The organism is Flavobacterium anhuiense (assembly GCF_004151235.1).
GTDB classification, from domain to species: Bacteria; Bacteroidota; Bacteroidia; order Flavobacteriales; family Flavobacteriaceae; genus Flavobacterium; species Flavobacterium anhuiense_A.
The window spans coordinates 319,431-335,758 of record NZ_JUIV01000004.1; the positions used below are offsets into that span (position 1 = coordinate 319,431).

At 34.2% G+C, this 16,328-nt stretch carries 6 protein-coding genes; 2 read left to right on the top strand and 4 right to left on the bottom strand.

The genetic code is table 11. The features are described from left to right. Positions 1–16: 16 nt before the first annotated feature. Both NU08_RS08625 and NU08_RS08630 read right to left on the bottom strand, forming a co-directional pair. On the bottom strand, positions 17–3,892 hold the full coding sequence (locus tag NU08_RS08625; protein ID WP_129746727.1) for a T9SS sorting signal type C domain-containing protein: 3,876 nt from the start codon (positions 3,890–3,892) through the stop codon (positions 17–19). Positions 3,893–4,042: 150 nt separating this feature from the next. Continuing rightward, entirely contained in the window at positions 4,043–8,896 is a 4,854-nt protein-coding gene (locus NU08_RS08630) for a T9SS sorting signal type C domain-containing protein (RefSeq protein ID WP_129746728.1), read from the bottom strand. A 278-nt stretch (positions 8,897–9,174) separates the two neighbouring features. Here NU08_RS08630 and NU08_RS08635 point away from each other — a divergent pair, with 278 nt between their 5' ends. After that, a complete protein-coding gene (locus NU08_RS08635) occupies positions 9,175–9,657 on the top strand; it encodes a regulatory protein RecX (protein ID WP_129746729.1) in 483 nt (160 codons plus the stop codon). 408 nt (positions 9,658–10,065) lie between these two features. Beyond that, positions 10,066–14,226 carry a T9SS sorting signal type C domain-containing protein gene (locus NU08_RS08640; RefSeq protein ID WP_129746730.1) on the top strand — a complete coding sequence of 1,387 codons (4,161 nt, stop codon included), beginning with the start codon at positions 10,066–10,068 and terminating at the stop codon, positions 14,224–14,226. Between the two features lie 48 nt (positions 14,227–14,274). On the opposite strand, the gene NU08_RS08645 is transcribed toward NU08_RS08640, so the two are convergent. Next, the gene (locus NU08_RS08645) at positions 14,275–15,417 is read right to left on the bottom strand and encodes an aminotransferase class I/II-fold pyridoxal phosphate-dependent enzyme (RefSeq protein WP_129746731.1); all 1,143 of its coding nucleotides are present in this window, start codon (positions 15,415–15,417) and stop codon (positions 14,275–14,277) included. Positions 15,418–15,492: 75 nt separating this feature from the next. Beyond that, positions 15,493–16,131, bottom strand: coding sequence for an NAD(P)-dependent oxidoreductase (locus NU08_RS08650; RefSeq protein ID WP_129746732.1), 639 nt, complete (start codon positions 16,129–16,131; stop codon positions 15,493–15,495). Positions 16,132–16,328: the final 197 nt, after the last annotated feature.

Sequence of the window (16,328 nt, forward strand, 5' to 3'; positions counted from 1 at the left end):
TTAAGCCCTACTTCTATTAAAAAATTAACTTTTTTGAGATTGATTGGCCATTATCAAAAATGACTTTTATTATTAAAACTTGATGAGAAGAAAATAAATTTTGGATATTTAGATTTTTAATTTCGAGCTTATCTTTTCTATACAATTGATTTCCCGAAACATCAAATATTATAACTTCTTTCAAATTATCTTTAAAAGATTCAATATTTATATTATGTTTCTTAACCGATATTAAAATGTTTTTAGAGTTGCCTTCAAGCGTTCTATTTGATAGAGTTTTATTAGTGTAAACTATCGAAAACCGATCGTTAAAAGTTCCAACTTCAGAATCAAATTGATAAGGGCTTTCAGAAAGATTATGAATGCAATTCAATTTTTTGTCTACTAAAAAAATAGGTTTCTTAATGAAAAAATCATCTTGATGATCTATTTCAATTTTGAAATGATCACCAATAGTCGTTTTGTAACCTAAAGAAATTGAATCACTTTCTGAAAAAGGCAACTCGCGACCTTGAATTATTAATCTTTTATCTTTTATTATGCTATAAAAATCTATTGATGCCCCTGAACTTAAATATTCTGCATCATAATTTAAATCTAAAGAATTTGAAGCACCTTCTGCGTACCCTAGTAAAATCTGTTTAAATTCATTATCATTATTTGTAACATTTAACCAAAACCTATGTTTTTCATTAGTAGATTTTATTACTGAATTTAAAGCAGGGCGCAGAAAAGAATTATTATTATCTCTAATTCTCATACTATTCTTAAATTCTAAGTAACCAGTTTGGTTGCTTTTCACAAAAAAAGCTTGTCCTGAAGCAATTGTACCGTCAGGAGCATCACTACTCACGCCAGAACTTAGCGCCGACCTTGTACCAACTCCTCCTAACAAATTGTAAACTGCAAAATCGTCATTACTATATCGATAGGTATTGGTACCGGGTATTGTTATCCTAGGTGGAGTATTGTGTGTCCAAAAATATAACGCCCCTTTTGTTTTTGGTGCATTCTCAGTTAGAAATTTATCTGCACTTATTGCGCAAGGATATGGATTCCCAATCAAATAAAACCGATCTGAAGCAACAAGTTCAACTTCTATTTTTCCATTATTCGGAATCCCCTTAAAGACACCTTCAAATATTGCTCGCTCAGTAGTAGAAAAACTTTGTGGTGCTCTGATACTGTATCCATATCCCGAAATCATGGTCATTGTTCCGTTAAGATTTGTTTTCCATCCAGAGATTACATCATAACAGAAATATTTATCGAAAAGTGTTTCTGGTGAAAAATCATACAATTTCATATCAGCTACTGGAGAGGACCAATAGGTTAAATCGAATCGAATTACAGGTTTTGTTTTTCTCTTTAAATGAACAATTCCTGTGTTTACCATATCATCATCCTCTTGATACAAACTAGCAGAATCTTCTAGAACAAGAATTCCTTTACCAGTATAAGCAAATTCAATACCGAGAGTGTTTTTTTCAGATAAAGTAACCGTTTTCCCCTGTTCAATATTACAGCCACAAATATTGGCCGTCTTAAAGTTTCGAAAATCTTCTTTAAAATAAACATCTTTCCCCGCAGAAGGATAACCATTTGACCATGAAATTCCATCCCAGATTGTTGTATCAACACAAAGTTTTAAACAAGCAATTCTATGTTTTGAAATACCTGAAATTGAATTAAAATTTCCTCCTATGACCAGTTTATAATCTTCACTAAAATTCATTGCATATAGCGCATTATTTAATGACGCTCTAAAAGTATTGTCGAAAGATCCTGAAGGCATTAATCGAATCAACCTAGAAGAAGAAATATTATTATATGTTCCCGAAAAAGTCCCTCCAACTAAAATCTTATCATCGGGCTGTATTAAAATAGTACGAACGTCTCCTTTACTGAAACCAGTTCCCGAATCAAATGTGGAATCAAAACTTCCGTCGCTATTTAATCTACTAATTCGTTTTTGCGAAATACCATTAAAAGCTAAGAAAGACCCGCCAACAAGAATCTTCTGATCAGATTGCAGCGCAATTGTATAAACATATTTATCGAAGCCATTTCCAACATTAAAGTTTTCATCAATGCTTCCATTTGAGTTTAGTCGCACCAATCCAGCAAAAGGGACATCATTAAACTTTTTAAAATGACCGCCTACAAGAATCTTTCCGTCTGATTGTACAATTATACTTTCTATAATGCCATCGGCACCAAAACCAGTGATAAAATCAGGATCTTTTGTACCATCTGGCAATACTCTAATAATTCTACCTGCATTTACTGGTGATCCATTGTATTTTGTAAAAGCTCCACCGACAATTATTTTTTGATCTGACTGAATTGCCAACCCATAAACTTGTGCGTTAAATCCATCTCCGCTATCAAAAGATTCATCAATCTCTCCGTTTGGAAATATCCTAACAATACGATTATTGTCAAGATCATTGTACTTTGTAAAATTGCCTCCTAAAATAATTTTTCCATCAGTTTGTAATGCTGATGTTTTTATCAAACCATTACTTCCTGTTTTTGACATGTTGAAAACTGTATCTATTTTCCCATTTTCTAACAGACATGTTATTTTAGAGGCTGTCTCTCCATTAAACTTTTTAAAATTCCCCCCAATTATTGCTTTCTTGCTTGGAAGAGGCAAAATAGTAAGAACAGAATTATCAAAACCAATTCCAGATACTAGATAAGAAATATCTTGATCTCCTTCAGTACTAATTTTCACTAGTCTTCCTTGATTTTGACCGTTAAAAACAGAAAATGAGCCCCCAACAAACCACGAACCTTCTTCATCAAATTCTAAAGCCAATACTGAAGCAGATGCAGGACCAGAGCCAATGTCAAAGTTAGGTTTTATGCTTCCATCTGGTTGGAGAAAAATTAATCTTGTAACCTCGGCAGTATTGTAAAAACCTATAAAGGAACCTCCAACCATTATCTCTCCATTCTTATTTATTTTGATTGTTTGGACTCCGTCTCTACTAAAACCTGAACCATTTAAAAAATTCTCGTCTTTAGTTCCATCTTCATTCAAGCGAATAATTCGATTAGCTACAGTGTCATTAAAAAGAGTAAAATTGCCCCCTAAAACCATTTTCCCATCAGACTGTAAAGCGATCGCATTAACGTTATCATTAAAACCTACGCCACAGTTGAAGGTAGAGTCAAAAGTACCATTAGAATTTAACCGAATTATATGATTAGCTGAATTACCGTTAAATACAGTAAAATTACCCGTAAGGAGTATTTTCTGATCTGATAAAACTTTTGCATGTGTAATATTTAATGCAGATCCAGAACCAGTAAGAAACGTCGAATCGAGTGATCCGTTTGGCAATAAACGCGCTACTCTATTAATAGTAGTATTATTGTATTTTGTAAAACTTCCTACAATAATTATTTTTCCGTCTGACTGCGAGTCAATATCGTATACTATACCAGTCGTAGCTCCAATTGTTGTATTAAAAGTCTCATCATACGAACCATCTACATTTAAACGAATTATTCTTCCTGCGTTGATGCCATTAAAACTTGTAAAATTACCTCCCAATATAATTTTGCCATCAGACTGCAAATAAGAAGCATAGATTTTACCATTAAAACCAGTTCCAATATTGAAACTTTCATCGATATAACCATCTGTATTTAAGCGAGTAAGATAAGAAACGGGCGTTCCATTCAAACTTAAATAATCACCTCCTACAAGCAAAGTGCCATCTTTCAACATCAAAAGTGTCCGCACAGTATTATCAAATCCATCACCAATTTGTCCATTGTCGAGAACATTGAAGGAACTGTCAACTTTACCCTGCTGTGAGAGAAGTGTTTGGATTGGGAACGAGATTAAAATTAATGTATAAAATAAATTTTTAATCAAAACAGAATAATCTAAGTTAATATTTGTAAGAATTAAGTTAAAATTATAAAGCGTTAATTAAAAACACAATACCAAGATTTAGGGATATTTTAGACATAAAAAAAAGTCCATTCTTTATAAGAATGGACTTTTATATAATCTATTTTTAAGTTACAAATTTGAGAAAACAACTTTTTTAGTAATTGTAGAACCGTTTTCTAAAGTCACCTTAACTAATAAAACCTGATCGCTAGAATGTAAATTATTAATTTGTAATTCTGACGAATTAACTTTTTTCTTGCTGTATAACGATTGTGCTCCTACATCAAAAATATTTACCTCTTTAATTGTTTCTTTAGAAGAAGTAATGCTTATTACTTTATCTTTTACTGAAACTAAAACACTGCTTTCAAGATTTTCGAAATCACCTGTTCCTAGTGTTTTATTTGTATAACGAAGAACAAAACGATCTGCAAAAGTTCCAGTCAATGTACTGAATGTATAGTTTTCATTGCGCAAGTTAGTGATCTTTCCTGTCGTTTTATCTTCTAAAAAAACTTCTTGCGTATTAAAGAATCCATCTCCATGATCTATTGCAATTGTAAACTCTCCTTCTATTGCAGTTTTATATCCTAACGGAACCAAGTCACTATTATCAAATGGAAGAGCACGCCCTTGAATTGTTAATTTTTTGGTTTCATTTATACTATAAAAATCAATAAATGAATTACCTGCAGCGCTAAAAGCATCATAATTAATGTCTACACTATTCGTTGCACCTTGAATATAACCAACCAATATTTGCTTAAAAGCACCTTGAGTATTTGTAATATTCAACCATATACGATTTTTTTCTATACTTCTTTTAGCTGTTTTAAGGAATTGTCCATTATTTGCTTCAACACGCATTGCGTTATTAAAAAGTATTTCTGTTGTTTTTGGCCTTGCAAGGAATCCTTGTCCTGCGGCAATAAATCCGTCAAATGGTTTAGCTGGTGCGCCATTATTACCAACACTGGTTGTTCCAGAAATATTATAAGCTATATAATCATCACTTGTATAACGATAGGTATTATCTCCAGGTGCTTTTTGCGGAGACGTAACATGCGTCCAAAGATAAATTGTTCCTAAAACATCTTTATTAGTCTCTATTAATGCATCTGCATCTATTGCTGATGGATATGGATTCCCAAAAAAGAAATATTTATCGGCAACTACAGATTTTACCGTTATGTTTCCGTTATTTGGAACTCCAACAAACTTTCCTGTAAAAATACTTGGCACAGCAGTATCAAATCCCTGTGGTCCTCTAATGCTGTAACCATTTCCTACTTTCATAGACATTCCTCCATATAAGTTAGTTTTCCATCCTGCAATTGGTTCAAAATAAAAATACTTGTCAAAAAGAGTCGTAGGTGAAAGCTCATTCATCTTTGGCCCAAGATCTGGTGACACTGTAACTGGACTTGACCAATACGTCAAATCAAATCGGCGTACGCTAGTTTCTCTCTCATAAACTATATTTCCTGAATTTTGTACATCTGTCTTTTGTATTAAACTTGAACCATTTCTAAACACCAATCTACCATTACTTGTTACTGCATTTGTTATTGTCAAAGTCAAACCAGATGGAATAACTACTTCCGATCCAGCCGGAACTCTAATTTCTAACGAACACGCATCTATATTTGTTTTTGGTAAAGGTGTAACATTTGGGAAAGGCTGATTTGGCACAACAGAAGAAATGATAACACTTTTACTTCCGTCTGGCTCATTATTTGTCCATCCCGAACCATTCCACTCAGTAAACGAACTAATATCATCTATTGTAACAGATGCTGAACTTGAGGTACAACCTGTAGCATTATCTGTAACAGTAAAACTATAAGTATCTGCTGTTAAATCTTGAATAGGCAAAGTAGATGTTGTACCAGAATATGTCTTTGGCAAAGTAGTCAATCCTGTTTGGTTAATTGTCCAATCTGCTGGCAAAGTATCTACTGTTATGCTTCCAAAACTGCCACAAGACACATTGCCGTTTTTCACAATTGATGGTATTGGTGCTTGAATTACTGTAATAGTTTTAGTAACTGATATTGTATTGCATAAACCACCTGAAGTAGTCAATGTCAAAATGATGCTTCCTGATTCTGATGCTCCGGCTGTATATGTAGCATTAACTGGATCGGCTGCGTTTGTCCATGTTCCAGATCCTCCAGTCCATGTACCGCCTGTAGCTCCGCCTCCAACTGATCCGCCCATAGGTGCTGATGTCGCTCCTTGGCATATTGCAGATAAAGCTGATCCTGCATTGGCAGTCGGATTTGGATTTACCGTAATTGTTTTAGTAGCGGTTGCCGTTCCGCATGAACCGCCAGAAGTCGTAAGCGTCAATGTGATGCTTCCTGATTCTGATGCTCCAGCTGTATATGTAGCATTAACTGGATCGGCTGCGTTTGTCCATGTTCCAGATCCTCCAGTCCATGTACCGCCTGTAGCTCCGCCTCCAACTGATCCTCCCATAGCTGCTGATACCGCTCCTTGGCAGATTGCAGATAAAGCTGATCCAGCGGTAGCTGTCGGATTTGGATTTACCGTAATTGTTTTAGTAGCGGTTGCCGTTCCGCATGAACCACCAGAAGTCGTAAGCGTCAATGTGATGCTTCCTGATTCTGATGCTCCGGCTGTATATGTAGCATTAGCTGGATCGGCTGCGTTTGTCCATGTTCCAGATCCTCCAGTCCATGTACCGCCTGTAGCTCCGCCTCCAACTGATCCGCCCATAGCCGCTGATGTCGCTCCTTGGCAGATTGCAGATAAAGCTGCTCCTGCATTGGCTGTCGGATTTGGATTTACCGTAATTGTTTTAGTAGCGGTTGCTGTTCCGCATGAACCGCCAGAAGTCGTAAGCGTCAAAATGATGCTTCCTGATTCTGATGCTCCAGCTGTATATGTAGCATTAACTGGATCGGCTGCGTTTGTCCATGTTCCAGACCCTCCAGTCCATGTACCGCCTGTAGCTCCACCTCCAACTGATCCGCCCATAGCCGCTGATGTCGCTCCTTGGCAGATTGCAGATAAAGCTGGTCCAGCGGTAGCTGTTGGATTTGGATTTACTGTTATAACAGCAGAACCAGATAGAGTTTGTGTACAACTCGGTACTGCCTGATAAGCCGCACTCACCAAACTATACGTAAAAGTACCATTCGCTGTAGTTGTAACAGAAATATTAGTAGTTCCATTTGCTGGCACATTCACAGTTGTGTTCGCTCCTCCGTTTATTTTATAAGTAACTGTGATTGCTGAATTTTGCGAATTTGTAAAACTCACATTTGGTGCACTTGCATTTTGACAAACCATTGCAGTACCGCTAATTGTTACTGTTGGAGAAGTCAAAACTACGGTAATTATGTTAGAACTAGCAACAGCACTTGTTGTACCACCACATCCATTATATGCCCTTACTCTATAATAATAAGTTGTAGTGGCCGTATTTAAACCTGTTACATTAAAAGAAGTAACTGATCCTACATCTAAATTACTAACAACCATATTTCCTGCTGCAAAATTGTTATTTGTAGCAACATCTATTCTATAACTTGTTGCCGCAGTAATTGAACTCCAATTTGCTGTAAAACTAGAGCATGTAATATTAGAAGCTAAACCTGAAGTTGGAGCTGTAGGCGTTCCAACTATTCCAGTTGTAATACTTATCACATTACTATTCCACGTACAAGCTGAAGCATTTGAAGCTGCTGCAGAAACAACTCTACGATAATAATTCACAACAGGTGAAGTTGTCGTTGTTGTGGCACCTGGTCTATAATCTTCAAGTGTCGCACCGCTTATGTCATTCCAAGGACCGTTTATATTTGTTGCTGTCTGCCACTGATATTTTATTGTTGGATTTATTGATGAATTATTATATAAATAAGATGACCCATCAATGGTATTTGGTTGTACACCACTACAAACTACTGAGGGCGAAGGTGCAACAATTGTATTTGAGTTAGCATCGAAAGGGACGATACTGAAACTTACTTGATTTTGTCCCCCATTTTCATAATAATCTAAAATTAAATCACTTCCACCAGCACCTGGGCCTTTTAAATAAACAAGTACATTGGCATACTCTGTTGAAGACTGTTCTTTCCACTCATCAAACACTCTAACATTATCTACATATAGCCTAACTCCATCATCACCTCTAAGCGTCACTAAATAACAACCTGCAGGTCTTGTAGATTTCATTCTATATCTTACAGCAAACGTTTCTGGGTAAATATTTGCACGTTGCACTCCATCTGAAAAAACGTTAAAACAGCCAGTATCTCCATTAAAATTATATGTCGTTCCAATTGTTTCTGAACCAAAATCATAATATCCAGCATATTCTGCATTAGAGAAAGGCGTTGTTGTAGGTGGTGTTAATGGCGAAGAACCCCCTGGAGGCAAAGTATTACTTGTCCAATTATAAAGATGTCCTTTCCAAATATCAGTTCCAGCAGCAGTCTGATCGTCTATATTATTTGCTAAGGAATCTAATGTAATAGTAAGGGAATTATTTGCATTAGTATTATCACTAACACAGCCCGTTTTTGTCAGTAGAATTTTTATTCTTCCACTAAAAGTAGCTTTCCACGTTAAATTAGTATTTCCTCCACTAGCAAAACCACCGGCACCTACATAAGCATTATTTGTTGCGTTAAAAATGGTAATTTCTTCATTCCCTGTAAAGATGTTTCCAGAAAAAGTATAAGTAAATCCACTAATTACATTTAGAACAATATATCTTCCCGCTCTAATACTTCCTGCGGTTATTGTATTAGAGTTATCAATACAAAACATATAATCTGTACTTCCTGCTTGAGTTGCTGAGCTAGGATAAGCACATTGTCCATAATTACTAGAAACCACAAAAAACATCCCAACACACAGCAATCCTAAACTTGGAGTACTTAATCTTTTGAGAAAAGATTTAGAGGAAATGAAAAATAAAAACGAGTAAAGTAATTTTCTCATCATATAACAGTAGGTATTTGTTTTAAATTTGTTTTTGGTTTGCTTAAAGCAAAAATGGCATTTCTTCCAAAGAACAATGCTCTTTTGGTAACTAACTGAACCCTAAAATGTTAAATTCTGGCATTTCAGGCCGGAATTTCAAAATGTTAAAATTCCGTACAAAAATATTTAAATTAGCCTAATACGCAAGGTTATAATTTATTTCTTTTTATAAAATATTAACAAATTTCAGAATTAATTTATAACTAATTCATCATTATTCAATTTAAACGTTAAAACGCATGAAAAACCCGACGAACAGCACTTTTACCATCAAAGAAGCTTTACAAAAGTTAGAGCATTTTTGTGCCTATCAAGAGCGTTGTCATGATGAAGTTGTTGCTAAATTATACAGTCTAAATATGACTCGCGAAGAGATTGACAGTATTGTCGTACAGCTTATTGAAGGAAATTTTCTAAACGAAACTCGTTTTGCTTGCAGCTTTGCTAGAGGCAAGCACAGAATGAAGCATTGGGGAAAAATTAGAATCACAAATGAACTGAAAGCTAGAAACATTTCTTCAACAAATATCACTTTGGCCTTAAAAGAAATTTCTGCTGAGGAATATTATGAAACTTTCGAAAATCTAGCAGAAAGATGTTGGCATAATATTCCGGAAACTAATCTTTTAAAAAAAAGAAAAAAGTTCTGCGACTATATGCTTCGAAGAGGTTTCGAAAGTAACTTAGTATATGAAAAAGTAAAAGACCTCGAGGAAAAGTAGATTTGTTTCTTTTGCCAATAAAAAAGAGAAAATTAATGCTCGTTCGACATCTTCTCGCTTTACTTCATCTGTTATTAAATCGCCTTAAAAACCGTATAACTTTAAGTTGTAAATTATTCCATTTCTGAAGAATTTATAGCATATCTGACGTTTTTTAGTCTAAAAACGCAAAGATCAGCCCCAAAAAACCAAATATTTTACGATTATTCTTATAATATTTTTTGTCGTTTTATAGGAATACTTATCGAACATTAAAATTTTTAATGTAGTTCATCGACTATTTTATCAATTCATCGATTATATCGAGGTTCACAAAACCCTAACAAATTCTAGCTCGTAGATGTATCTATCTTTGCGCGGTTCAAAAAGTCTTATGCCAGCATAACAAATTGATAGAAAACATTTAGCATGAAAAAAACTTTACTTTTATTCTTATTATTGCCTTTTTTTGGATTCGCTCAATTGAATCGTAATTATGTCATTGGTTCAAAATCTGGAGCCGATTTTAAAAATCTTCCAGAAGCAATTGAAAAACTGAAAGATGTGGGAATAGATAGAGATATTCAGTTCCTATTGGATGAAAATCAAAATTTATCTTCTCAATTAACAATTACCAGTTTTAAAAATAAAAACAAAAACACAGTAACCATAAGACCAAATGATGGAAAGGAAATTATCATCTCTGGAAAAGTTAGTAATGGAGCTTTAATTGCACTTAATAATGCAGATTACATTATCATTGACGGAAACAATACAGTTTCTGACAACAAGTTAAAAATTTACAACAATTTTGACGACATCAATAACAGCTATTCAAGTCGAGTTGCAATTTGGTTGTACAAAAAGTCTGAAAACAATTCTATTAAAAATTTAACAATCGAATTAAACACTTTAGGTGATGCAATAGGAACAACATCGACTGGAATTTTGGCCTCTGGAGATAGCTTCGACAGTAATGCAAATAATATCGATAACACCATTCAAAATGTAACATTCGTCAATGTTAAGCAAGCTATAGTTGTAAAAGGTCAAAACAAAAACAATACTGGATGGAAAATTTTAAATAATAAAATAAGCACAAAAGCTTTTTTAGGTATTTCTCTTTTAAATGTAAATGATTATTCAGTAATAGGAAATAGATTAGATGAGATAAAAATCCCTTCCAATTTTGATGGTAATCTTAACTTTTCTGGGATATATCTAGAAAATGCCAATGATGGAACTGTCTCAAACAATACCATTTCAAATATAGAAAACCGCAAAGGTTACGGTATTGGCTATCCAATTTACATTAAAGGAGACAATGTAACGCTTTCTCAAAACATAGTTTCTAATTTCTTTTCAAACTCAACTAGTACTGGAACATTAGCGATTAAACTAGAGGGTAATGGCGCATCGATCTATAATAATAAAATTAGCTCTGTAATTTCTGACCAGGCTGTAACTGCTAGCGGAATTTATACAACAGGGAACAATCAACTGCTATATAACAATTTTGTCCTTGACGTAAGTTCAGCTGGAGGTGGCGGGGTAAGTAGTCAAAATGGCTTTGGTATTTATATTGACAATGGTACTGGTGTTAAATTATACCATAATAGTGTAAAACTTTTAACTAATCAGCCTAACGGATGTTCATCTGCTTTATACGTAAAAGATGGTTCTGGATTTGATATTAGAAACAATATATTTGTAAATGCTCAAACATCAGGAAGCGAACGTTTTGCAGTATACTTCGAATCTTCAGATCGTTCAAAATTCCCTACATTAGACTACAATAACTACTATAGCTCACAGTATGTTGGAACCTTTGGAAGTTACTACACATCAACAAATAAAAAAACCACTCTTGACGAATGGAAAGAAGCAACAAGTAAGGATAGTAATTCTAAAAATGGAAATCCGTTATTTCTAAACAACAGTTTATATTTAGATGCAAATAATGCCGTAAATAAAACACTTATAGGAACTTTAATTGCTGTTGTACCAACAGACATAGACAATAGCACAAGGGTAAAACCATATATGGGAGCACATGAATTAGCAACTTGTGTACCGATTGGTGACCAAACTGCTTTTGGAGCAAATATCTGGAATGGTTATGTATATAAAATAACAGATAACGCCGCTTTGCCACCAAATATTTCTTATCCTGCTTTGCCAAATACTAGTGTTGCAACTTATATAGGAACAGTAACTGAAAACAAAAACTTTGATAGAAATATTGGAGGAAGCACTATTACAGGTGAAACTTCAAATTTTTCTTGTGATGAAGCTCCTTCTGATAGATTCTTTGTCAGATACAAAATGCTAGCTGATATTTCTGAAGCTGGCTTATACAATTTTGATATTGGAAGTGACGATGGAGTAAGACTTTATATCGATGATGCAGCTGTACCAGTTGTGTCGAGATGGAATGGCCATGGTTTCACTATAGACTATGCTACACAAAATCTAACAGTTGGACAACATAAATTTGTTCTTGAGTATTACGAAGACGGTGGCGATTCTAGAGTTTCTTTTTTCTTTGGTATTCCAAAAGGAAATCCTTCTGAATATGGAGACAAGGTATGGAATGTTTATGGCTACGTTAACAATGATATATCCTTAACCAATGTAAGATATGCTGGTTATTATGTTGACCCAAATTTAAATCTTGATTCAACAAATTATTGGCCAAAGGACAAATCGCCTTCGTCTGCAACCATCTGGCAAGGTTCTCAAATACCAGACAATAGCTTTACAGCCGTTTTTAAACGTAAAGGCTTTGATTGCGGATCTTATCAATTGCAACATGTTAATCATGATGATGCAATTGAGATTTACATTGACGATATTTTAATTTATTCTCAAAATGGCTGGAACAACAATTCGTTTCCAATTAATAACAACCAACTTTATGCCTTAAACAATAATTCTAGAGTAGAAATTCGCCTAAGAGAGGATGGCGGTGATGCTAATCTTGGCATTAATTTCAACAAAACCGATATAGTTTATGACGGAACTGGTACTATTCCAAACGGAAGCGCCGTAATTATAAATCAAAATACTGTATTAGAATCTGACCTTACTGTTTGTTCTTGTACTATCAATCCAAATGTTACATTAACTGTTAAAAAAGATGTTACTTTAACAGTCGATGAAAATATAAACGTTGGAGCTGGGGCAAAATTACTTATTCAATCTGGAGGATCATTATTGCAAACTTCAACGAGTAAAACAAACTTTACTGGAAGCCCTGAAAGTTTTGAAATACAAAGAACCACTAGTATTCGTCGTTTTGATTTGACTTATTGGTCATCACCCGTGGACAATAAAGATTTCAAAATGAACACTTTATCTCCAGAAACTTTATACGATAAATTTTTCTATTGGACTTCCGATTTCAAATGGGCAACAGATTTGTACGGAAAAATGACAATGGAGCCAACAAAAGGATACAGTATTAGAGGTCCGCAGTCTTTTAACAATCAAATTCCTTCTGAATTCACTGGAAAATTCTATGGAACACCAAACAATGGAGATTTTACAATTCCAACAACTGCAGATAAATACTATCTTATTGGAAATCCATATCCGTCTGCTATAGACGGGCGAAAATTTATTAGAGATAACGGAGATGTAGGACCATTATATTTCTGGACGCACGTTTCGCTTCCTAAAAAAGAAAATGGCAGTAACACCGCTAAATACAGTAGCCCAGATTATGCTATTTTAACGCTATTTGGATCAACAAAAGCTACAACTGGAGGCGAGGCTCCTTCAGGATACATTGGAGTGGGGCAAGCATTTATGTTAAAACCAAAAGTAACATCGCTTCGATTTACCAATGAGCAGCGTGTTAAAGCACAAAACACACAGTTTTTCAAAACTACTGAAAAAGAAACAGAAATTGAAGCAAATCGTCTATGGCTAAATTTAAGTAATGATGAGGACGCATTTAAACAATTACTAATCGGATATGCAGAAGGCGCAACAAACAGTTTCGATTATAGCTATGATGCCACAACATTGTCCAGCAATTCTTATATAGATTTTTACACCATCAATGAAGCTAAAAGGTTAACTATTCAGGCAAGAGCTTTACCTTTTGATAATACAGAAATCATCCCTCTTGGCTATAAAGCGGTTGCTGAAACCCAACTTACAATTTCAATTGATCACGCTGATGGATTTTTTAACACTCAGGAAGTCTATCTTGAAGACAAAACAACAGGTATTGTGACTGATTTGCGTGCTGATAATTATACTTTTAATACAGCTATTGGAACATTTCCAGATCGTTTTGTACTGCGTTATACAAATAAAACATTAGGCACAGATGACTTTGAAAATGTAAAAGATGGAGTTATAGTTGCTGTAAAATCAAAAGCAATAAAAGTGACCAGCAAAAATGAAAACATTAATGAAGTAAAAATCTATACAGTTAGCGGGCAATTGCTTTACAACAAAAATAAGATTGAAGCAAAAGAACTAAACATTACAAACTTACATTCTAGCAATCAAGTTTTACTAATAAAAGCAATTCTAGAAAATGGCCACGTAGTCACTAAGAAAATTATATTTAATTAATAACAAGAAACCCATCTATGCGATGGGTTTCTTGTTTTTTATTGTTCTTTAACTATAAAAAACAAAATCCCTAATCAATTCCAAGACTTGATTAATCTCTTCCTTCGAATTATAGCTGTGAATGCAAAAACGAAGACGTTCCTGACCTTCTGGAACAATTGGAGATAGAATAAACTGTACGTCAAATCCTTTATCTTGTAACTGCTGAGACAACTCTCTTACATTTTCATTTCCCGGAACAATTGCAGAATGTATCGAAGATTTACTGTGAACAAACATTGGTTTTAGTCCCAACAAATTCTTCTGCTGATTGAAAAACACAATATTCTCACGAAGTTTCTCAATTACCTCTTTTTCATTTTCTAATTGCTGATATGCTGCAAAAATTGTTGCAACAGTATGAGGAGACAACGCAGTTGTATACATAAAGCTTCTCGCAAAATTGATTAGATAATCTCTGAGCTCGATGCTTCCTAAAATTGCCGCACCTTGGCACCCTAGAGCTTTTCCAAAAGTTACAATTCGTGCAAAAATTCTATTGTGCAACTGTAAATATTGAGCCTGACCTTCTCCTTTATCTCCAAAAATACCTAAAGCGTGAGCTTCATCAACAATCAAATAGCAATTGTATTTTTCAGAAAGCTGAACCAACTCCTCTAATATTGGACTATCTCCATCCATAGAGAAAACAGTCTCTGTTACAATGTAAATTGTTGCACTTGGAAATCTAAGAATATGATTTTCCAAATCTTCAAAATCATTGTGGATAAAAGAATATGATTTTGCTTTAGACAATGCAAGACCATCCTTTATCGAAGCATGACACAATTCATCATACAAAACAACATCATTTTCTTGTGGTACAGCGCTAAAAAATCCCAAATCGGCATCATAACCCGAATTGAAAATTAAAGCAGATTCTGCCTCATGAAATTGCGCTATAAAACTTTCCGCAATTTGATATAGCAAATGGTTTCCTGTATTCAATCTTGAACCTGTAGCTCCATTTTGAAAAATCTCATTTTCCAATAAATAGGCATGTGCATGTTTATAAATAGTTTCTGATTTTGAAAATCCTATATAATCATTAGAAGAAAAATCAATGAGGTTACTAAAAACAGGCAATTTTCTAAACAGATTTTGCTGCTTAGAACTTTCTATTTTTTGATTAAGATTTTCGGGAAACTTCATAAGAACAAAGTTAGGCAATTCCAATCAGAATAAAATAAACAGCGGATTGCAGAAAAATCCGCTGTTTCTCTAAATTTAAATAGCACTAATAAAAGGCGATTGTCTAATATAATTTGACTCTGTCAATTCTTTCACCAAAAACTTTGAAATATCCAATGCTGTAATTTTATCTCCTAAACAATCTTCGAGATTTACAGAGATTTCATTACTATCATCAGAGAAAACAATTAATGGAACTCGTACTTGCGTCCAATCCACTTTACTTTCATTTAAAAGATCATAGGTTAATTGTCGATCTTTCTGAATTTCTGGAAAATTAGTTTTCATCCAATCTGTTGCCATCATTGTTTTAGGGCTTTTTTTATCAAATGGAGTATCGATATTTAATCCTGCAAGAAGAATATATCTTTGAATTCCATAAGTATCCATGGCATTCAAAACATTCTTTGTTGCTTGACTTGCGACCATCGGTTCTCCAGGTCGTTGCCCAAGTGTACTGATTACGGCCTGACAATCTCTGAGTAATAAACTTATAGATTCTTCATTAATAGCATCGCCTTTAATGATTTCTATTTTTGAATTTTGAATGGTAAAATTGTCCGGATTTCTTAATAGAAGTTTTACGCTGAATCCGTTTTCTAATAATTGGTTTACAAGGTATTTTCCTGTTCTTCCGCCGCCGCCTAGAACAGCTACTTTTGATATATTTTTCATACATATTCTTTATAAAATTTGACATAAAAAATTTTGCTCCATCATTCTAGATGAAACAAAGCGTAAAAGCTTGCTCAGCTTTTACAATCGATCAAATATTTTATAAAGAGATTTTGATACTTCAAAAGTAAGAAAATAAAAAAAGCCGGACTAAAAATTAGACTGCACCCAAAAGTTTAGACAAATTTAAAATTAAG